The organism is Alkalimonas amylolytica (assembly GCF_900107845.1).
Taxonomy (GTDB): Bacteria; Pseudomonadota; Gammaproteobacteria; order Enterobacterales; family Alteromonadaceae; genus Alkalimonas; species Alkalimonas amylolytica.
The window spans coordinates 150,498-170,785 of record NZ_FNRM01000008.1; the positions used below are offsets into that span (position 1 = coordinate 150,498).

At 50.2% G+C, this 20,288-nt stretch carries 15 protein-coding genes and 2 pseudogenes; 5 read left to right on the forward strand and 12 right to left on the reverse strand.

What is annotated here, in order from left to right:
- Positions 1-815 (reverse strand): annotated as a pseudogene (locus tag BLW37_RS18820) (hypothetical protein); the annotation flags it as partial.
- A 1,352-nt stretch (positions 816-2,167) separates the two neighbouring features.
- Here BLW37_RS18820 and BLW37_RS18740 point away from each other — a divergent pair.
- Entirely contained in the window at positions 2,168-4,081 is a 1,914-nt protein-coding gene (locus BLW37_RS18740) for a UDP-N-acetylmuramoyl-tripeptide--D-alanyl-D-alanine ligase (protein ID WP_171907645.1), read from the forward strand.
- On the opposite strand, the gene BLW37_RS15210 is transcribed toward BLW37_RS18740, so the two are convergent.
- Positions 4,078-4,821: a methyltransferase domain-containing protein gene (locus BLW37_RS15210; protein WP_091344439.1), complete on the reverse strand. Its 744-nt coding sequence runs from the start codon at positions 4,819-4,821 to the stop codon at positions 4,078-4,080. The two genes, BLW37_RS18740 and BLW37_RS15210, sit on opposite strands and share 4 nt — an antisense overlap.
- 47 nt (positions 4,822-4,868) lie before the next feature.
- On the opposite strand from BLW37_RS15210, the gene gloB reads away from it, so the two are divergent.
- From gloB to BLW37_RS15225, 3 genes are all read left to right on the forward strand, one after another.
- Positions 4,869-5,663: a hydroxyacylglutathione hydrolase gene (gene gloB / locus BLW37_RS15215; protein ID WP_091344441.1), complete on the forward strand. Its 795-nt coding sequence runs from the start codon at positions 4,869-4,871 to the stop codon at positions 5,661-5,663.
- Positions 5,664-5,725: 62 nt separating this feature from the next.
- On the forward strand, positions 5,726-7,336 hold the full coding sequence (locus BLW37_RS15220; protein WP_091344444.1) for a LysM peptidoglycan-binding domain-containing protein: 1,611 nt from the start codon (positions 5,726-5,728) through the stop codon (positions 7,334-7,336).
- A 17-nt stretch (positions 7,337-7,353) separates the two neighbouring features.
- Positions 7,354-7,833 carry a hypothetical protein gene (locus tag BLW37_RS15225; RefSeq protein WP_091344446.1) on the forward strand — a complete coding sequence of 160 codons (480 nt, stop codon included), beginning with the start codon at positions 7,354-7,356 and terminating at the stop codon, positions 7,831-7,833.
- Between the two features lie 26 nt (positions 7,834-7,859).
- Here BLW37_RS15225 and BLW37_RS15230 read toward each other — a convergent pair whose 3' ends face one another.
- The 6 genes from BLW37_RS15230 to tyrR all read right to left on the reverse strand — a co-directional run bounded on the left by BLW37_RS15230 (position 7,860) and on the right by tyrR (position 13,888).
- The gene (locus BLW37_RS15230) at positions 7,860-8,084 is read right to left on the reverse strand and encodes a hypothetical protein (protein ID WP_091344448.1); all 225 of its coding nucleotides are present in this window, start codon (positions 8,082-8,084) and stop codon (positions 7,860-7,862) included.
- Complete coding sequence (gene maiA / locus BLW37_RS15235) at positions 8,074-8,712, reverse strand: maleylacetoacetate isomerase (protein WP_091344450.1); 639 nt, start codon at positions 8,710-8,712, stop codon at positions 8,074-8,076. Before maiA ends, BLW37_RS15230 begins: the two co-directional genes overlap by 11 nt.
- A gap of 76 nt (positions 8,713-8,788) precedes the next feature.
- The gene (locus BLW37_RS15240) at positions 8,789-9,811 is read right to left on the reverse strand and encodes a fumarylacetoacetate hydrolase family protein (protein WP_091344452.1); all 1,023 of its coding nucleotides are present in this window, start codon (positions 9,809-9,811) and stop codon (positions 8,789-8,791) included.
- Positions 9,812-9,882: 71 nt separating this feature from the next.
- Positions 9,883-11,013: a homogentisate 1,2-dioxygenase gene (locus BLW37_RS15245; RefSeq protein ID WP_091344454.1), complete on the reverse strand. Its 1,131-nt coding sequence runs from the start codon at positions 11,011-11,013 to the stop codon at positions 9,883-9,885.
- Complete coding sequence (gene hppD / locus BLW37_RS15250; protein ID WP_091344457.1) at positions 11,006-12,079, reverse strand: 4-hydroxyphenylpyruvate dioxygenase; 1,074 nt, start codon at positions 12,077-12,079, stop codon at positions 11,006-11,008. The genes BLW37_RS15245 and hppD overlap by 8 nt, the downstream gene beginning before the upstream one ends.
- A 246-nt stretch (positions 12,080-12,325) precedes the next feature.
- Positions 12,326-13,888 (reverse strand): transcriptional regulator TyrR, encoded by a 1,563-nt coding sequence (tyrR, locus tag BLW37_RS15255; protein WP_091344459.1) that lies wholly within the window; start codon positions 13,886-13,888, stop codon positions 12,326-12,328.
- 164 nt (positions 13,889-14,052) lie between these two features.
- Here tyrR and BLW37_RS15260 point away from each other — a divergent pair, with 164 nt between their 5' ends.
- A complete protein-coding gene (locus BLW37_RS15260; RefSeq protein WP_091344461.1) occupies positions 14,053-14,922 on the forward strand; it encodes a bile acid:sodium symporter family protein in 870 nt (289 codons plus the stop codon).
- A 49-nt stretch (positions 14,923-14,971) separates the two neighbouring features.
- Here the strand turns inward: BLW37_RS15260 and BLW37_RS15265 are convergent, their stop codons facing one another.
- From BLW37_RS15265 to BLW37_RS18745, 4 genes and pseudogenes are all read right to left on the reverse strand, one after another.
- The gene (locus BLW37_RS15265) at positions 14,972-17,503 is read right to left on the reverse strand and encodes a zinc-dependent metalloprotease (protein ID WP_425426634.1); all 2,532 of its coding nucleotides are present in this window, start codon (positions 17,501-17,503) and stop codon (positions 14,972-14,974) included.
- 237 nt (positions 17,504-17,740) lie between these two features.
- Positions 17,741-18,088: a hypothetical protein gene (locus BLW37_RS15270; RefSeq protein ID WP_091344467.1), complete on the reverse strand. Its 348-nt coding sequence runs from the start codon at positions 18,086-18,088 to the stop codon at positions 17,741-17,743.
- On the reverse strand, positions 18,085-19,173 hold the full coding sequence (locus BLW37_RS15275) for a tetratricopeptide repeat protein (protein WP_139243734.1): 1,089 nt from the start codon (positions 19,171-19,173) through the stop codon (positions 18,085-18,087). The genes BLW37_RS15270 and BLW37_RS15275 overlap by 4 nt, the downstream gene beginning before the upstream one ends.
- Positions 19,173-20,288 (reverse strand): annotated as a pseudogene (locus BLW37_RS18745) (hypothetical protein); the annotation flags it as partial. The pseudogene BLW37_RS18745 and the gene BLW37_RS15275, both read right to left, overlap by 1 nt.

Consider the following 20,288-nt stretch of genomic DNA (forward strand, 5'->3'; position numbering starts at 1 on the left):
GCATCGGCGTCGGCATCTGCATCCGCATCGGCATCCGCATCTGCATCCGCATCGGCATCGGCGTCTGCATCCGCATCGGCATCGGCGTCTGCATCCGCATCGGCGTCTGCATCGGCATCGGCATCGGCGTCTGCATCCGCATCGGCGTCTGCATCCGCATCTGCATCGGCGTCCGCATCGGCGTCTGCATCCGCATCGGCGTCAGCATCCGCATCGGCGTCAGCATCCGCATCGGCATCCGCATCGGCGTCGGCGTCCGCATCGGCATCAGCGTCCGCATCAGCGTCTGCATCGGCATCCGCATCTGAATCCGTATCGTCAGGATCTTCCGGTTCTGGCTCTGGCTCAACACCTGTTTCAGTAGTGTCGTCAGCTAAGGCGGCGAAATTTGGGGTAAAAGTTTGGGTATCTGTGGTTGGCGAGGCAATCGCAATATTGGTATCGTAGCCAGCATCTGGCAAAACTTCATTACCATCACGATCAAGCACACTAGCACTACTAGTGCCATCAGTCGCATTTTCACCAGCGGCAGCTGCCGGGATCAGACTAATATCCTGATCCGATAAAATGGCTTGTTGAATGGCTTCAATTTCGGCGGCTAGAATAGGATCGAGTATGGGATCATCGGGCAACTGCAGAGCAACCAGATCCTCACCATTGATGGTGGCCCCTTCTTCAAAGAATAATTGGGCGTCAGCAGGAAGCTGCTGACCAACACTGACGAGTTCTAAATCTCCGTTGGCTTGTTTAAGCCAGATTTTACCGCCAACAGACAACACCAAAACCGGTTCAACGGTAACCAACTGCTTCAACATAAAAAATCCTTTTACTGCCTACGGCCATACGACTACATCCAATATTGTCTATCAAAGTGGCGACAAAATCAACAAATGTGAAGGCTGTTAGTATGTTTCAAATCAAACGAGATGCTTTAGCTGTTTATCTTTTTTTACCATGCTAGAGTAGAACCACTGAAACTCTTCTGTACATGTTTATGCAAATTGACATCCCATGGAGCCTGCTACGGCATCAACTAAAACAAAACTGCCCTACCGTTGCAACCGGAATAGAGCAATTTTGCTTTTGCTGCGCAGTTTCCAATGGCGAACAACGCAGCTGGGTAGTCCATAGTTCGGCTAATACATTCGAGCTATGTTGGCAACAGTTGCAACAAAAGTGTATCGAGCTTATTCAAGCCAAAAAGTTAGCGGTACTGTACCTTCGCATCGACTGGGTGACTGACGCCACACCATTGCAAATGCACGAACTAATACGCAGGCTGCGCAATACCAAACGCAATTATTACCGCTACGGTCTGGCGTTTGATCATGAGTTACTTCAGCTTTATACCGAGCAAGAACTAAACGCCAATGCCTTACTCTATGCTGGCAGTGAGATCAGCTATTGTGAGCTCAATCCACACAACTTTAGTGTTTATCAAAAACGGCGCTTCAATGAAGAGCTGCCAAACCCGAGTAAACTCGCAGCTGATCAGTTGATATGGCAACTGGAAACTCAGGGGATTTTTTTGGACACCGATGGTCAGGTGCATCTGTTGTATCCCTCAGGACCCAATGCAAGCAGGCGACAACTTCCAGGATTAACCCATAAACAGCTTGGCACCATTATCAACCATGCTTCCGACTATCTGGCAAAACAGGTGCAGCCAAAGGGGCGCTATCACTACGGTTATTTCCCCTGCTTTCATCGACCTATTCAAACTTACAATACATTGCGCCATGCGAGCTCCACGTATGCCCTCATCGAGGCCTGTGAATTTAACCCCAGAGAGGAAATCCAAAACGCGATAGAACGAGCCCTGCAAGCGCTTACACAACAGATGCTTGTGTATAAAACCAATGTCGACGGACAGCAAATGGCGTTTTTGCAGGATGAGCGCAACGAGATTAAGCTAGGAGGCAATGCGCTTTGCTTACTAGCACTTTGCAAATACACCGAGCTGACAGGCAGTAATCGCTACCAGGTATTGATGCAACAACTGGCCGCCGGCATTGTTAGCATGCAAGACCCAACAACCGGACGCTTTGTGCATGTGCTTCACAGTACAGATTTTAGCGTCAAGCAAAGCTTTCGTATTGTTTATTACGATGGCGAAGCCTGCTTTGCGTTGCTGCGTTACTTCGCCATTTGCCAAGAGGAACGCTGGTTGAATGCTGCCGCTCTGGCTTTTGATGACTTCATAGCCCGCGAACACTGGAAAGCGCATGATCACTGGCTCAGTTACAGCATCAATGAGCTGGTCAAATACCGTCCGGAAGCTAAGTATTTTCAGTTTGGTTTGCAGAATGTGATGGGCCATCTGGATTTTGTGATTGAACGCATCACCACCTTTCCAACTTTATTAGAACTGATGATGGCGGCGCAGCAACTGCTGGAAAAATTAGTGAATCGTCCCGAGCTGTACCACCTCTACCATAGTCTAAACCTTGAAAAGTTTTACTTTGCCATGCACCAACGTGCGCAGCATATGTTGAATGGTTTTTTCTGGCCTGAGCTAGCCATGTTTTACCGACATCCTGCAAAAATTAAGGGTAGTTTTTTTATTCGGCACCACGCCTTTCGAATCCGAATTGATGATATTGAGCATTACTTATCAGGTTATATCGCTTATTGCCGGTTCCTTGGCAGCAAACACAGAACTACCATACCAGAGCCTGCAGCAAGAGGCTTGGCTAATGGCTGGACGGTACAAAGTCTTGCCATGGCAACAGGAGGCACCTGGAGTAATAACACCCCGACCACTCTTCAGATAGATAGTGTAGCGGTGAGTGCACATGGTTTGAGGCAGCATTCGTTAGTGATGTTGGCACCTGAAGCCACCGCCGCCGGCTTTAAAGCCTCCCAGCTAACCACTTATCGTGCGAAAATTACTGCGGCTTTGTCTGAATCCACTGAGGGAGCTAAAACAGAGCTACCAACATTACGTGTGCATGATGGCCAGCAGGCTATCCTGGATCTTGGTAGTTTTGCTCGCAGTAGAATGAAAGGCGTTGTGATTGCTGTCACGGGTAGTGCTGGTAAAAGTACTATGATTGCTATGCTGCAACACTGCTTAAAGCCGTATGGCAAAACGGTTGGTAACCAAGCAAATGCTAATTTACCGTTGGGTGTCGCTTGGAACTTAGCATCCATGCCATGGGATGCCGACTTTATCGCTTTAGAGCTCGCCATCGGTAGCATCCGGCAAAGCAGCCGAATAGCCAGACCTGGCGTTGCGATTATTACCACCATAGGACCAGCTCATCTTGAATACCACAAAAATGTTGAAAATATTGCTCGTAAGATAAGTCGTATCTTTCATGAGATGGCGCCTGGCAATCTCGCAGTTATCAACCGAGATCTCCAGCAATGGCCAATCCTGGCAGCTGAAGCACGCGCAAGAGCTCTGAAAATACTCAGCTTTGGCCGTCATTCCGAAGCTGATGTAAAACTATTGGCCGCTCATTCGGATGAAATAACAGTCATGTTGTCAGGTCAGCGACTGCGTTATCGTTTGGGCAGTCCCGGCTTGCATCAAGTCTATAACAGCCTGGCCGCTTTAGCGGTAGCAAGTCATTTGCAACTGGCCTTGCCCGAACTACTCAACACATTTGCTGACTTTAGGGCCATACCAGGTCGAGGTCAGCAGCAAAACATAAAACTTGAACAGGGGCAGATCACTGTATTGGATGATGCTTATAACGCAAACCCGGCATCGATGCAGGCTTTATTTCAGATGCTGCAACAGTTGCCAAGACAAGGCCGACTCCTATTGGTGTTAGGTGATATGCTAGAGTTAGGTGAACACGTGAAGACTTATCACCAAGCTTTGGTGCCTGACATCAAGCAATGTGTACCAGATAGACTGTATTTGGTAGGAACAGAAATGACAGCATTGAAAGCAGAGCTTACGGAGCAAGCAAACCTCAGCTGCTGGAATGATATACAGCTATTACAACAAGCTCTGCTGCGCGATCTTGAACATAATGACCTACTGGTATTTAAAGCCTCTAATGGTATTGGCCTGCATAAAATTGTCAGTCACTTTGAAAAGCTTCATGCCATCAACTCTAAAAATTAAAGCTTTGACTTTTGATTGTTCAGTCTATTCGTGGTCAGCGTGCCCCGGACTGTTTGCGGGTAATCGCTGGCCAATTGCCATTTAGGGCGAATAGGAGTGAGCGGCAGTTCGCGCTTTCGGGCGACCAGCAGATAACTACTGCCAAAGCACCGGGCAACAAAGCTACGCCAGCGACTAGCAGCAGGCTCTTTACCCAGCAAACTGGACGCGTAAAAACGTTGTTCCATTACCACCTCAAAGCCCAGCAAGTACAACCAGTCTTTTAATCGCGATAAGGTAAAAAAGCGGCCATTCCAAGGTGCCTTATCTTTCAACCAGGGATTCAGTTTCAACAAGCCGGCCAGACTCAATGGATTAAAACCGCTGAGCATTAGGTAGCCATCCGCTCGCAATACCCGATGCATTTCCCGCATCAGGTGGTGTGGATCGCTGCAAAACTCATGGGCATGGCAAAGCAAAAGCGCATCCACACTCAGATCCAGCAAGGGCAAGGCATCCGATTCGGCTTTAACCTGACACTGGCTTGCCTTGATCCCAAGATGAATATGATGCTTAATAGGACTCTTGGAGGTATCAAGCTGGCAACTGAGGTCTCCCACCTTCAGCAGGTAGTAGCCAAAGATTTGTGGCCACCAGTCTGCTAATAACTGCTCGGTAGCAGCACGCAGAGCCTCACCTTGCGGGATCTGCTGCCAATTAGCAGGACCAGGCCGGTTACTGGCACTTAAGGCGGGTTTCATCAAAGCTTGCTACCTTATAAGTTCTATCTTCCGATTGAGTATACCAGATGCAGCCAGAGAAACTGACCATCACGCCATTAGCCGCTTTTCAAGACAACTATATCTGGTGTCTGACCAAACCGGATAGCGATGCACTGGTCGTGGTTGATCCTGGCGATGCGGACGTGGTGCTGCAGTTCGCCCGCACCACTAAAAGGCAATTGAGCAGCATCCTGGTCACTCATCATCATTGGGATCATACCGATGGTATAGCCGCACTGAAACAACACTGGCCAAATACACAGATTATCGGGCCTGACTATGAAGCAGAGCGGATCCCAAGCCTGACACAAACCGTGCACGATGGTGATATCGTTCAATTGGAGGAGTTCGACCTGCAGTTTCAGGTGTTGCATCTACCAGGCCATACGCTGGGACATATTGCTTACTACCAGAGCTCAGTTGACGGAGCTCCTTTGCTGTTTTGTGGTGATACCTTGTTCAGCGCCGGTTGCGGCCGCTTGTTTGAAGGTAGCCCCGAGCAGATGCATCAATCATTGCAGCGACTGATGGCTTTACCAAATGAAACGCTCATCTACTGCACCCATGAGTACACCTTAGCCAACTTAGCCTTTGCCCGAGCCGTTGAACCAGACAATCAGGCTGTGATAGCCCATTTAACCAAATGCCAGCAACTGCGTGATAATCAATTACCCACCCTGCCAAGCAAGCTGGCAACAGAAAAAGCCATTAACCCATTTCTGCGTTGCCACCTGCCTGATCTGCAAAGAAAATATACCAGCAGCTCTGAGCAGGCCGTTTTTACAGCACTCAGGTCAGACAAAGACCGCTTTAAATCCTGACTTGCAATCAATCTTCAAGCAGGTAACATGCAGTCTGATAACAATAATCACAGGACTCTCGCATGAAAGTACGCGTTTTAACTGTTGTTGCGACCGCTCTTCTAGCCGGTTGTGCTACCACCAACCAACTACAAACTGCGACCGAACCAGTCAGTGAAACACCCAACGCGTCTTTTGAACAAGCAGCCAGTGCCGAACTAATTGCAGCAAGCTTGCTCGCCCCTGCCCGCAGCAAAAAGCAGCAACTGCCAACACCACTGGATGTTACCAAAGTGGATGATGTCTGGCAGCGTATCCAGCTACAATTAACCTTTGAGGTCCCTGAGCGAAGGGCAATTGCTGAACAACGCAACTTTTTTGCCCGCAATCAAGCCTATCTGGATCGGGTATCCAGCCGGGCTGAGCCCTATTTGTACTTCATTGTCCAGCAGCTGGAAGAGCGGAATATGCCGCTGGAGCTGGCCTTACTTCCTATTGTTGAAAGTGCTTTTGATCCCTTTGCTTACTCCCATGCTCGCGCTTCTGGCCTGTGGCAGTTTATGCCTGCCACTGGCAAACGCTTTGGTTTACAACAGAATTACTGGTATGACGGCCGGCGTGATGTGATTGAATCAACCCGCGCCGCCTTAGATTACTTGCAATACCTCCATGATCGGCTGGAAGGCGACTGGCTTAATGCCATTGCCGCCTACAACTCAGGTGAAGGCCGCTTGCTACGGGCCATTCGCCATAATAAAAACCGTAATCTGCCAACCGATTTCTGGTCACTCGACTTACCGCGCGAAACCACAGCTTATGTCCCCAAGCTGCTAGCCCTGGTTGATTTAGTGCGTCAACCAGAGACGTACGGTATTGCTTGGCAACCTATTCCGAATCAACCACAAATAGGCATCGTTGAGGTTGGTCGTCAAATTGATTTGGCAGTGGCTGCTGAAATGGCAGGTCTGAGCCTGAATGAACTGCATGCACTAAACCCAGCCTTTAATCAATGGGCTACCGATCCGGATGGCAGCCACCGATTGGTGCTCCCCCTGGACAACAAACCCCAGTTCCGGGAACAACTGGCCAGCACCCCAACCGAGCAATGGTTAAGCTGGCAACGTCATACCGTAGTGCGTGGAGATACCTTAGGTAAAATTGCACAACAGTACCAGACCTCCGTAGCAGCTATTCAGCGTCTGAATGAGCTGAATGGCCATACCATTCGTATTGGCCAGCACTTGCTGGTTCCAGTATCGGCTAAAAATGCCGACGCATACCAATTAAGCCAGCCTGGCCGAATTGCTCAGGCACAAGAGCGCACCAATCCGGAACAACGGCTGCACTATACGGTCAAACAGGGTGATACCCTGTGGGATATCAGCCGGGCGCATCAGGTACGTGTTAACGACCTGGCACGCTGGAATGGTATGACAGCACGCGATCCCATTCGCCCTGGTCAGCAATTGGTGATTGTTCAGGCACAAACGAGTTCAGCCACAGCGCAGCCAGCGACTCCGGGTGTTACCCGTACCATTAACTACCGGGTGCGCCGTGGTGACTCGTTGTCACGCATCGCTCAGCGTTATCGGGTGCAGGTGGCGGATATTTTGGAGTGGAACCAGCTAAGCATCGATCAACACCTGCAACCAGGACAACAGCTTCGCCTGTTGGTAGATGTGACCCAATCTTAAAAGCGGAGGACACCTGGATGAGAATCGTACTGTTGAGTATTTTGTTCGGGTTGGTCCTCAGTTTCCCGGCGCAGGCTTATTTTGATGTACAAGGTAGCGGCGTTGTCCAACTCAAAGATGGCACCAGCCGCCTGGTTGAGTTCGGTTTTACCTTCACACGTATTGACGGGCGCAATACCTTTATTGCAGGCCCCCATAAGCTGGCTGTACAGCAAGTACCGCAAAAGTATTCATTATCCCTGGTGCTGCATAACAGCGATTACGTCTGGGTTGCTGATTTTGCGAATGCACCACTGATAGGCTTTGATTTTAAAATTGCCGGCCATCATATCAAGCTGTACAAAGAAGAAGGCTTGCGGATGCCAGGAAGCTTTGTGATTGAAATTGATGGCATACGACACCACTTTAGCCGTAACATTGGCCAGATTGACTTTACCTTTGATCAATCCGGCATAAAAGGCCTTGAACCAAAAAGCTTTTTACGGCCCCGACAGTAAGAGCAAAGCAACAACAACGCGAGCAATCAGGACTTGGGCTCTGGCTGTAGTTGCAGCCTTGGGATAGTGCCCCAGAGCACGCACAGCAAAGGTGCCAGCCAGTGAAACCACCAATGAAAAGACACACTAAACCCCTGCCACCAAGCGTAGCCGACCGCCAGCCACTGCAAGGCAATACCAGCAGCACCGATCAAAAACAACGACCGATTTAACCAACGTGTTGGAAAACAGGGGATCCAATTACTGCGCATCGGCTTGCACTTCTGGCGCGGCATATGAGAAAGCATCCAGACTATTGCACTGCTGATAAATGGCCTGGATGGTCGGGTATGGTGTCATATCCAGCCCAAAACGCAGCGCATTGTAGACTTGTGGCACCAGGCAGATATCCGCCAGGCCAACCGTATCCCCAAAGCAAAATCGTCCTGCGCTTTGTTGCAACCGCTGCTCCAGAGCTTGAAAGCCTGTGTTGAGCCAATGATGGATCCAGGCCATTTTCTGTTGCTCAGATAACTGCAAAGGGCCGGTCAGATACTGCAGTACCCGCAAATTATTCAATGGATGAATATCGCAGGCAATATCCAGCGCCATAGCCCGCACCAGGGCACCCTGCTTAGGGTCTGCCGGCAATAAAGCCGGCTCAGGTTGAATCGCATCCAGATACTCGACAATGGCCAGCGACTGGTTCAGGGTCAGCTCGTTATCCACCAAAGTCGGTACCAGCTCAGCGGGGTTCAATGTCTGATAAGCTGCCTGATGCTGCTGACCACCTTCTTTGACCAGGTGCACAGGAATGGACTCGTACGTCATGCCCTTCAGCGCCAGGGCAATGCGCACCCGGTAAGCAGCCGAGGAGCGCCAGTAACCATAAAGTTTCATGTCTTCATTTATCCTTTGATGTAAAAAGAGCTGCCACAGCAGCTCTTTCCTTGATTCATGCACACTGCCAAAGGCGTTAGCCCTGATAGCGATACTCTACCACTTGCTGGTCGATGGCACCAAAGATACTTTGGCCCTGCTGATCCAGCATTTCAATGCGAATACGATCGCCAAAGCGCATAAAGCTGGTACCCGGTTTGCCATCACGGATGGTTTCAATCATGCGGATTTCGGCGATGCAGCTATAACCAACCCCACCTTCAGCAATGGCAGTACCATACTCAGTGCCTTGCTTGTTCGATACGGTGCCTGAACCAATAATAGTCCCAGCACAGAGCGGCCGGGTGCGGGCAGCATGCGCAATCAGTTGGCCAAAATCAAAGGTCATATCCACCCCGGCATTGGGTTTACCAAAGGCTTCACCATTGTAGGTGGACAGCAGCGGCAGGTGCAGCTTGGCATCCTGCCAGACGCCTTCCAGCTCATCCAGAGTAACCGCCACCGGGCTGAAGCTGGACGATGGCTTGGACTGGTAAAAGCCAAAGCCTTTGCCAAGCTCATTCGGGATCAAACCACGCAAAGAGACATCATTGACCAACATCACCAACCGGATATGATCGCGGGCTTGCTCGGCCGGGATCCCCATAGGCACATCGTCGGTGATGACGGCAATTTCACCTTCAAAATCGATGCCATAGTCTTCACTGGCTACCTCAATCGGTGCATAGGGTGCTAAAAATGCATCGGAACCACCTTGGTACATCAATGGATCAGTCCAGAAGCTGGGCGGCATTTCGGCATTGCGGGCTTTACGTACCAATTCAACATGGTTGACGTAGGCACTGCCATCGGCCCAGTGGTAAGCGCGTGGCAATGGCGAAGCACAACCGCTTTGTTCAAACGGCTGGCTGTTAGTCAGGCTGCCGGCATTCAGCGCCTGATAGACTTCTTCAGCCTGCGGTGCTTTTTGCTGCCAGTTATCCAGCAGTTGCTGCAAAGTGGTGGCGATCTGAGGGATCGCCACACTCCGGCTTAAATCACGACTCACTAACACCAGCTGGCCGTCACGGCTGCCATCATTCAACGTTGCAAATTTCATTCTAAATCCTTGTACTGCGGCACTCTACACTCAGTGTGTAACATGTGAAGTGCACAAATCAGATGCTCAAATTATTTAACCTGCCAGCTGTTCACATACGCCGGATTCTCGGTACCAAGCGCTGCTTCACCGATATCCAGCGCATCACGGGTATCCAGCATCACCGCCACTTCATCGGTAAATTTCTTCCGGTACTCCTGGCCAGCCTGAAAGGCTTTCGGATGCGGGCCATGGGTAAAACCGGCCGGATGGAAAGTGACCATGCCCTTTTCGATATTATCGCGGCTGAAGAAATCACCGGCATGGTAAAACAGCACTTCATCGTAATCGTCGTTGTTGTGATAAAAGGGGACTTTCAATGCGCCCGGATCGCTTTCGATCGGCCGTGGCACAAAGGTACAGACCACAAAACGCTGCGCCACAAAGGTGGTGTGCGCCGATGGCGGTAAATGATAGCGATGGCTCATCAGCGGCCGGATATCGCGCCAGTTGATACGCATCACCGCCAAATCACCGTGCCAGCCGATGGCATCCAGCGGGTTGTAGGGGTAGGTCACTACCGAGGTCTGACCGTGACGCTTGATCTGCACCTGCCAACTCTGCTCTGAGTACTGCGCTTTGAAGGCCTCATTGATTTTTGGCGTATCCAGCATGGCCGGGTCAAAAATCGCATGGTTTCCCACCAGGCCTTTTTCCGGCAGCTGGTAGGAGTCGTTGGTGGCTTCAATCATCAGCAGCAACATGGGGCTTTTGGGCTCCAGCCGCCACATGGTACTGCGTGGGATCACCACGTAATCGCCTTCGACAATTTCCAGATGGCCATAGTCGCAGTAGAGATCAGCACTGCCTTCGTGCACAAACAACAGCTCATCGCCGTCGGCATTGCGCACCAGATAGGGCATCTTGCCCTGCACACGCCAGGTGCGCATTTTGCAGTGAGCATTGTGCAGCAACAAAGGCACCTGCCAGGGCGACTCAACCTGGTTTTCACTCAGTTGGTTTAAATCGAACAAGCGGGGGCGCAAAGGCCCCTGCCAATCGCTCCAGCCGGTTGGGGCATGGCGGTGATGGAAATGTGTAGCCGGACCAAAAAAACCACTACGACCGGTTTCACGCTCATAAATCGCTTGTTCCGGGAAGTCGGCATGTGCCTGACGCGACACATCACCTTCCCGCAGTGGAAAAGAGGCCCATTTACGCATTCGCTAACACTCCACGCTGGATTTGATCTTCTTCAATCGACTCGAACAAGGCTTTAAAGTTGCCCTCACCGAAGCCTTCATTGCCTTTACGCTGAATGATTTCAAAGAAGACCGGACCAATCACGGTTTTGGTAAAGATCTGCAGCAAGATACCGTCTTTCATTGGCGCGCCATCGATCAGAATACGCAGCTCGCGCAGTTGATCCAAATCTTCCTCATGCCCTTCGACCCGGCTGTTTACTTTGTCGTAGTAAGTATCCGGCGTTGGCATAAAGTCCATACCACGCTCACGCAGGGTACGTACTGTCTGATAAATATCTTCGGTCGTCAGGGCGATGTGCTGAATGCCTTCGCCATTGTACTCGCGCAAGAATTCTTCGATCTGTGATTTATCGTCCGATGACTCGTTGATTGGAATACGGATTTTGCCACAAGGCGCGGTCATGGCGCGGGATACCAGGCCGGTGAGCTTGCCTTCGATATCAAAATAACGGATCTCGCGGAAGTTACCAATCTTCTCGTAAAAACCAGACCAGACATTCATGTTGCCGCGCATCACATTGTGCGTTAAATGATCCAGCACTTCCAGACCAACGCCATGCTTGGCCATCTCGGTTTGCCAGTTGTCGTAGTATTTAAAATCGATGTCGTACACCGAAGAGGCGCCGTAGCGATCAACAAAATACAGCAGGCTGCTGCCAATACCGTAGACAGCAGGAATATTCAGCTCCATCGGGCCAATCTGGTTTTTGTACTCTTTGGCGCCATTAGCAAGCGCATGCTGCAATGCTTTCGCTGCGTCCTGTACCCGAAACGCCATGGCGCAAACGCTGGGACCATGCTCACGGGCAAAGGCTTCCGCCTGCGAGTTCGGCTGCGCATTGATGATAAAGTTAATATCCCCCTGCTTGTACAACCAGGCCTCTTTCGAGCGATGTTTGGCGACCTCAGTAAACCCAAGCCCATGAAACAAATCTTTCAGCTTTTGAATCCCCTGTGCATCAGCGGCGGTGTATTCAACAAACTCGAAACCATCGGTACCTAAAGGGTTATACACGTCTTGCATGCGACATCTCCACGATCTAATTATGCTAATTATGCCCAGTCTCTGCAGCCTGGCTGCGGTTGGCGCTATCTTGCTTTAGTTTGACCAGAATGAACATCCACTGTCATTTTTGCTGGCATCACAGCGGCCGCCAAAAATCGTAAAGAAATAAGTACAACGCAGGGTTTTATGAGGTATTCAGCAGGTAACAGCCACCAGCCTGCTTGAGCTGGCGGCTCGGAGTATCGTTTTACGCACAAAGTGGCATTAAATTTTTACAGTCTTGCGATTTATGCCGTAATCACGCAGTTTATTCGCCACCGCGGTATGGCTAAGCCCCAGCTTTTTTGCCAGTTGCCGTGAGCTGGGGTACGCCGGGTACAACTTGCGCAGTAAGCTGGCTTCAAAGCGTTTCACCGCTTCATCCAGGGTGCCATCAAAGTCCTGCTCCAGATACCCAAAATCACTGGTAAAACTGGGCAACTGCAGGTGTTCTTTATCCAGTTGATACCCTTCCAGCAGGGTGACAGCGCGGTACAGAGCATTCTCCAGCTGGCGCACATTACCTGGCCAGGGGTAGCTTTGCAAAAACTGCACACAGCTATCGCTGAGCTTGGGTGCCTTACGCCCCAGCCTGGCGGCAAAGCGGGCAACAAAATGTTCGGTCAGCGGCACGATGTCCTGCTTGCGCTCGCGCAGCGCCGGCAAGGCCAGCGTGAACACATTGAGCCGGTAATACAGATCTTCGCGGAATTTGCCTTCCTGCACCATGGCCGGTAAGTCTTTTTGCGTGGTACAAATCACCCGCACATCAACTTTCACTTCGTTCTCATCGGCCACACGGCGAAAGGAGCCATCCTGCAAAAAGCGCAGTAACTTGGTTTGCAACTCACGCGACATCTCGCCGACTTCATCCAGGAACACGATGCCGCCATTGGCCTGTTCAAAAATGCCTTTTTTGCCCACAGTGGAGCCAGCGAAGGCATTGGGGCCATAGCCAAACAGCTCGGACTCGGCCACATTATCCGGCATCGAGGCACAGTTCACCGCTAAAAAGGGTTTGCCTGCCCGGCTACCGGCAGCATGGCAAGCCCGCGCCAGCAGCTCTTTGCCGGTACCGGTTTCGCCGGTGATCAACAAAGGCCCATCCAGCAGTGCCATTTTCTTGGCCTCCCGAATCACTTTGCGCATTTGTGGGCTTTGTGCCTGCAATGTTTGAAAGCTTTCCTGATTGCCCTTGTTAAAGGCGAGCATATGCTGCCCCAACCGGCTCTCTGATTTCAGATTGATCACTGCACCGGCCAGTACCTCATGGCCGCTTTCATCCGGTACCATCACCGGCAATAGATCGGCAATAAAATGCTTGCCCTGAATCTCCACCCGCCGGGTTTGCGCCAGCACATCATCGCTTTCCAGCCAGCGCAAAAAATTAAAGCCTTTCACCAAACCCGGCAGCAACTCGCCTTCAATGGCTTTGCGCTCGACGCCAAGCGCTTCGAGCGCTGCATCGTTAATCACACTGACCTGCGCCTTGGTATCAATGCCAATAATGCCATCCGGCAGTGTTTTTAACAGCGTGGTCAGCTCGTTTTGATGACGCTCCGACGGCATAAAAGCGGTGGTTTTGACATCCGCTACCCCGGGGATGCGCCGCATCTTGGCCATCAGCTCCTGAAACTGTTCAAAGTGAATGCTGGGAAACGAGACAAACATGCGGCTGGAAGCAGCATCGACTTCGATGCCACGCAAATCCAGTTGATAACTGACCAGAATATTCAGGATTTCCTGAGCAATGCCTAATCGGTCCTGACAATGTATTTCAAGGCGCATAACGATGGTGTGACCTCATGCTTAACCAGTTGCTGCATCATACGATAAAGCCGTTCGGTTAGACCAGAATTTTTGTAAAGAAATATGAACATCTTGTCTTGACTGGTCTGATTTGCCATAGTAGCTCCAATGAGTAGTGCAAACGAAGTGATCCTAAGGTCGTTATGGAAGCCAATATTTTTACCCAGGTTTTTCTGCCAGTGGCGCTGGCAGTGATTATGCTCGGCATGGGTTTATCGCTTAAGCCTGTGCATTTCAAGCAACTGTGGCAAACCCCCAAGCCGGTGCTGACTGGTCTTGCCATGCAAATTATCGCCATCCCAGCACTGGCATTTATCCTGGCCTATCTGCTGCAGTTGCCGCCCGAGCTGGCGGTTGGTTTGGTGCTGATAGCGGCCTGCCCCGGCGGCCCCACCTCCAATCTGATTGCCCATCTGGCTCATGCCGATACCGCGTTGTCCATCAGCCTGACCGCAATCAGCAGTCTGGTGGTGATTATTAGCCTACCGTTATTGGTCAACCTGGCTTCTTTGTTATTTCTGGGAGAAGGTCAGTACGTGGCACTGTCAGTACCTCGCACCGTGTTGCAGCTGTTGGTGATTATTCTGTTGCCGGTCTCTTTGGGAATGTGGTTAAAAGCCCGTTGGCCGGAGTTTTCCAGAAGCTGCCTGCAGCCGGTAAAATGGCTCTCCTCGTTCTTTTTAATTGCAGTCGTAGCTGGCGCCCTGTTGCGCGAGTTGGATCGGTTGCTGGGCTTTTTTCTAGCCATCGGCATCGCAGCTTTATTGCTAAACCTGCTCAGCATGCTGGCCGGTTACCTGGCTGCCCGCAGCATTGGCTGTCGCGGCCCACAAACCCGCTCCATGACCATCGAGGTCGGTATTCAGAATGGTACCTTAGGCATCGCCATTGCTACCTCGCCGATGCTGCTGAACAACAGCACCATGGCCATTCCATCGGCGATTTACAGCCTCATCATGTTTGCTTCTGGCACGGCGATGATCATCTGGGGCTACCGGAAAAAACAGGCATAAAAAAGTCCGGTCAAGCCGGACTTTTCAACGTGATGATGAAGCCGATCGATTACGCAGCAAAGGCTCTGTCGATCAGCAAATGCAGGTAGCCATAATGATGACGAACGGCATCCGTTGACCGACGCGGTGCAGAGAGGCTGCGGATGTAACGCAACTGTCCGACCGCCGCCGCCTGGCTGAGATGATCATACTCGGAGTCATCGTCAAGCCCGGAGATTTTAATCAGACGATTGACGTATTCTACCTGCAGATTCTGGCTAAGGGTGGTCAAGTCGCCCCGGAAGATCCCTTTCGTTAAATCACTCAGCATTTCGGTCAGGCTGTAGTCATTCCCATACAAAGCCGTATCGGAAATACGCTGCAGAACCTGTTGATGCAAAATATGATCAAGCACATTGCGCTGCATCCCAAGGATCATCCGGTGCATGCGTGGATCTTCGTTGTTGCCACGATGGCTAAAGCCACGCCGTTGGGCATGCATGTACGCCAATACCGGCTGCATGCTTTCTAGTGTATCTGCAGCGAATACATAGCTGTTCAACGCCGCCATAGCCTGACGTTGGATAGCCCGGGGAACGGGTTGAAACGGTTTCACATCATCATGCTGACCAATAAAAGCACGTTCGACATAGACACCACCAATGAAACGACTCACGACATTGGCCTGACCTGCGTACTGACCAAACAGCATGTTGGCACTGGTTAAAACGCGTTGGTGAGACTCACCATCGACACGTCCTTTATCCAGCAACTGGGAAAACTCATAGTTCACGCGCTGCCAGCGATCTTGCGCATAGGCAATAGGATCAGAGCTCATGGCACCAATCATAACGCGCGGATCGATGTGCCGGCCAGGTGCACGCATGTCATCGGCATCATTGCCAAAAGCCAGTTCAGGCAAATGTGAGCGGCTTAAAATAGCTTGCAGCCGCTGCTCTTCCGCTTCGGCATCATCAAGGCCGGTAGAGTAGCCATACTCAATGGCCCACATATCGTAAGGACCTGGTTTGTAGCTGTAATAATCGCCTTGCTCCACACCTACCGGTGCAATATTGACCGGGTTGTAATCCATCACCGAACCGGACAGAACGCCTTGCGTCAGAGACGCATCGTGCACTTGTTGATTATTCCACAAACTGTGTGAGCGCATGTTGTGATTCAGCCCCAGGGTATGGCCAACTTCATGCATGATTAAATGCCGCAGTGCCTGCACCAGAATCGGATCATCTTCGATGTTGTCGTACATGCGTTTATCCGAGGCAAGCCTCGCCACGATATGCCCCATCTGCAAAGAATGGCCCAGGCTGCAGTGCAACTGATGCTCATCATGCGAGTGATGCTCTGCCATCAGGTTCGCGCCACCTGAAAATAACTCGCCCAAGGTCCAGCGGTTCGACATAAAGACAAACTCAAGCATGATGTTGGAGCTGATGATTTCACCGGTTTTCGGGTTGGCTAAAGACGGACCGTAGCCGCCAAATGGTGGGCGTGGTGATGAGGTCCAGCGCAATACATTGTAATTCACGTCACCTGCGTCCCACTCGGCATCATCTGGCTGCTCTTTCACCACAATGGCATTCTTAAAGCCAGCCGCCTCAAAGGCAATGTTCCAGTCCTCCACGCCTTGGCGGATCGCATTGCGCCACTGATGCGGCGTGGTATTCTCTATCCACCACACAATGGGTTGTACCGGCTCAGACAGCTGGGCCTGAGGATCTTTTTTCACCAGGTTCCAGCGATTGATCACATCGCCCCATGGTGTCCACTCCGGGTTGGTCATCTGATCAAACTGCTGAGTAAAGTATCCGACCCTAGGATCATCCCGGCGGGGCTGATAATCATTGTCAGGCATCTCAATAAAGGAGTGTTGCAGACTAATGGTGATGAAGCGTGGATCGGCAATCGCAGCAGAACCAAACACGACCGGCTCTTCGTTGATGAACACATAGTCCACCACCACGTCCATATTGCGCTCATACAAACGCTCACGAGCAATCCGTGAACGGTCGGTATTTAAGGTTCCCAGCGAAAAACGTGGTCCGGTCTGATTTGGGTTGGCCCAAGGGGTAATGCGATGCAACGCCTGGCTTTTAAACAAAGGATCGGCCTTTACCAGGATCCGGCCATCGTCATTGGCTTCAATATCCAAAACCGCCAACAGGGCTTCGCTGCGGTTGGCCTGAGCGGCACGGCTCAGAGGGTTACTGCTATCAAATACATAGCGCGGATTCCAGCTGACGACTTCAATGCGCTTAAAGTTACGGCGAAACTCAATCAAGCGCGTTTGCCGAAAATTACCCCGGTAGTGACCGGCCTCTACCACGCCATCCATCGTCTGAGCATGATAGATAAAAGGCTGGTTCAATTGCGACTCACGCAGTGACAACATGGTCTCACCAGACTCCATGTTGCGGTAAAAGTTGAACAAACCTTGCTGCACCTTGAGCTCAGAGACAAGGTCGTTGTAACTTTTGTTTTCATTTTTATTGTTTTGATCTGCCATCACAGGCTGTAGCAAAAAGCTGATCGCAACCACAGTGGCAAGCGCCGACCGCCGCAGCCCGGCAGAAGAAAAAATCATCATGTTATCAGGTCCAATAGTTGGGAAAGTTATAGAGTGATGAAACAGTACGACATCGGGATCAACAACGATCAAAGCCAAGAGCGCTGACTATCCAGCAGAAGATTTTCAGTGTTCACACACCGGCTTGCAATGAAAAAGGGGCTGAATGCAGTATTAGAGCGTCAGAATACACGTCGAGCCTGGCGACGGGCTGGATTGCCTTGGGAAATAGCCTGAGCCCAATTAAGAAAAGCCTCACACACGAGGTTTACACCAAATATCGCCGAACCCTGGGATCGTAGAGCAGCTGTTGCTAAACATATTCTTGGCCGGAGAAGTGACCGCCACGGAACTGCCTAGGCGATCGGCATGCCGGTAGTGCGCGGTTTCGGTGTTGTTGCTGCGCCGGATCACCCGGGCATTGCCGACCCGAAACTTGTGCTCGATGACACCACCCGGCAATTGCACCCGCTCGTACAAACCATCTAGCAGCAGGCTGTCGGTGACTTCGCCAGAGCGCTGGTCGATTACGTTATTAACATCAAGTGGCTGAGATGAGTTCCACCAGTCTTTTTTGCGAACGGTATGAACGCAGCTATTCAATCTAGCTCTTGTAATGTAAGATGATCATAAAACAAGAAATTATCTGAGCGAGAAAACAAAGCTCTTACGTCACAAATATGATTATTAACGATTTCACCGTTTTTTTCCAAAATATAAATGGCGTTTTCGTCCCCGAAAACTGCCGCGGCATAAAAAGCAATCTTCATTTTCCTATATTCTTTCAATTGATTGTATATGATACCTTGATTGTATAGGGCTGATACTGATCCAAGCTTTGATGCCACTTGAAAATATTTAAACGCTTTTCGTGTATTTTTCTCAACATGAATTCCCTCCCAAAAAAATGATGCAAGCATTTCGGCGGCATTTACGCTACCTTTATCTATTGCTTTATCTAGCATGATTAACCCAGCTTCCACTCGATCCGATTTAAGCAAAATATCAGCTAGGAGATATTCTGCATGACCTGAACTGGATAAAGGAAGCGCACGAAGGTAAAGATCTTCAGCTTTATCCCATTGTTTAAAAGAGCCAGAACCAAAATGATAGAGCTGAGCAAGTCTGAGCAGGTTATCATGGTCTTTTTCGAACTCGATTTGGTTTAACCTTAGGTACTCGAAGATCTTCAACGCATCTTCGTATTCTTGTTTGAGAATTTTTAATTCAGCTAGATTACCTAGTGCCAATCTATTATTGTCATCAATCAAGGTTGCAAGAATAACTTCAGCTGCGGCATAGTCTCTATCTTTTCCTCTTAAGATATAAAAAGAAGCCAGACTATTCTGTATCCAGAAGCTATCAGGAAAATTACCTGACGAAAGTAAGTCGATACCAATATCATATAAATTCACCAGTTGATAATTGATAACAAGTTGCACCCAACGCTCTAAACATTTCATATTCTTTTGAATACAATCAGAGAGTAACTGCACCTCAAGAGTGGGAGGAGTATTGGACAAATCATCATCGCAAGCAGACTGTTCTTCATAACTTAAATTACTCCCGTAACAATTAGAAATAACAGCCAGCCTTTTATCAGCCATAGAGTTACAGTCAGAAGCTATTGAAGCCGGTGAGACGAACAATAACAAAAAAGAAAAAAACACCTTTTTAATTTTCATCATCAGATCCCTAAGTTACAATTTGGGCATAGTTTATCAAAGAGCCATACCCTCTGATGTCCTTGAGTAGTTTGATAAGGCGTTGTAGCTCTAATTACATTGTTAGTAGCAGTATTTAATTTTGGGCTACTCCCTCTGACAGAGACAGCACCACATCCACCACCCCGAGCATGACTACATAACTTCACATTGAGAGTACCATCTGCAGCTATGTTCAAAGAGCTACTGCCTAAAGCTGGATTAATGCCGCCTCGAGAAATATCTAATTGAACAGGGCCGTAGTCATAACTAATAGCAAGAGTATTTATATCACCATTACTATCAAGAGATAACAGCCTCAATGGACCAGCTTCTACACTTAAGGTAAGCTTTAGTTCATCAACTTCAACCCAAGGCTTATCATCAGTATTTCCAAAACCGGGGCCATAATAATTATACAAAGCCTGCATAGCCCCGGTAACAGCGCCATTGGCAAACTTGCCGCCCGCTATCACCGAAGCGGTGCCGCCGATGGTGGCGGAAATCACCGTGCCGCCCACTACGTTTTGCGCAAAGCTGGCATCCATAAGCGGCGTGCCCAGCCCTTTAGTGACACCAGCACTAAAGAAACCATGCCCAAACTTGCCGCCTTGCAGGCTGGCGCTAACCCCACCGACCATCGCATGCGAAAAGATTTGACCGGCTACCTGGCCTGCGGTTAATAGGTTGCCACCAAAATCAAGATAACTCCCAAGCTGGGCACCATTGAATACCACATTATCCACATTAGCGGCACTTAAATCCGAATAAGAGCCGCCAATTTGCTGAAACGTCCAGGCTGTGCCGAAGGTGATTAAACCGCTGCGAAGTCCCGCACCTAAACTGCCGGTCATGGCAAAACTCTGGGCACCGGCATAAGCGCCGCAAGCAACCGGACCGCCAGCGATGCAGACACCAATCTGCACCGCAGCATTTAAGTACTGATTTCGCCCAAGCTCCCGCAGCACTTTGCGTGTGCCGGTGGCTTCCATCACGCCTTTAAGGGCTTTCTTCACAAAGTTATACCCACTCGGATCGGTATAACTCATCGGGTTATTCAGCACATAGCTGTAGCGGTTGTAGTTTTGCATATTCAGCGG

What these genes read in the sequence shown, in the direction of transcription:
- BLW37_RS15240 (WP_091344452.1), bottom strand. Translation starts at nt 9,811, where the DNA reads ATGAAATTTGCAACGTTGAATGATGGCAGCCGTGACGGCCAGCTGGTG.
- BLW37_RS15245 (WP_091344454.1), bottom strand. Translation starts at nt 11,013, where the DNA reads ATGCGTAAATGGGCCTCTTTTCCACTGCGGGAAGGTGATGTGTCGCGT.
- BLW37_RS15230 (WP_091344448.1), bottom strand. Translation starts at nt 8,084, where the DNA reads ATGCGCAGTAATTGGATCCCCTGTTTTCCAACACGTTGGTTAAATCGG.
- gloB (WP_091344441.1), top strand. Translation starts at nt 4,869, where the DNA reads ATGCAGCCAGAGAAACTGACCATCACGCCATTAGCCGCTTTTCAAGAC.
- maiA (WP_091344450.1), bottom strand. Translation starts at nt 8,712, where the DNA reads ATGAAACTTTATGGTTACTGGCGCTCCTCGGCTGCTTACCGGGTGCGC.
- tyrR (WP_091344459.1), bottom strand. Translation starts at nt 13,888, where the DNA reads ATGCGCCTTGAAATACATTGTCAGGACCGATTAGGCATTGCTCAGGAA.
- BLW37_RS15220 (WP_091344444.1), top strand. Translation starts at nt 5,726, where the DNA reads ATGAAAGTACGCGTTTTAACTGTTGTTGCGACCGCTCTTCTAGCCGGT.
- BLW37_RS15265 (WP_425426634.1), bottom strand. Translation starts at nt 17,503, where the DNA reads ATGATTTTTTCTTCTGCCGGGCTGCGGCGGTCGGCGCTTGCCACTGTG.
- BLW37_RS15260 (WP_091344461.1), top strand. Translation starts at nt 14,053, where the DNA reads ATGGAAGCCAATATTTTTACCCAGGTTTTTCTGCCAGTGGCGCTGGCA.
- BLW37_RS15275 (WP_139243734.1), bottom strand. Translation starts at nt 19,173, where the DNA reads ATGATGAAAATTAAAAAGGTGTTTTTTTCTTTTTTGTTATTGTTCGTC.
- hppD (WP_091344457.1), bottom strand. Translation starts at nt 12,079, where the DNA reads ATGCAAGACGTGTATAACCCTTTAGGTACCGATGGTTTCGAGTTTGTT.
- BLW37_RS15225 (WP_091344446.1), top strand. Translation starts at nt 7,354, where the DNA reads ATGAGAATCGTACTGTTGAGTATTTTGTTCGGGTTGGTCCTCAGTTTC.
- BLW37_RS15210 (WP_091344439.1), bottom strand. Translation starts at nt 4,821, where the DNA reads ATGAAACCCGCCTTAAGTGCCAGTAACCGGCCTGGTCCTGCTAATTGG.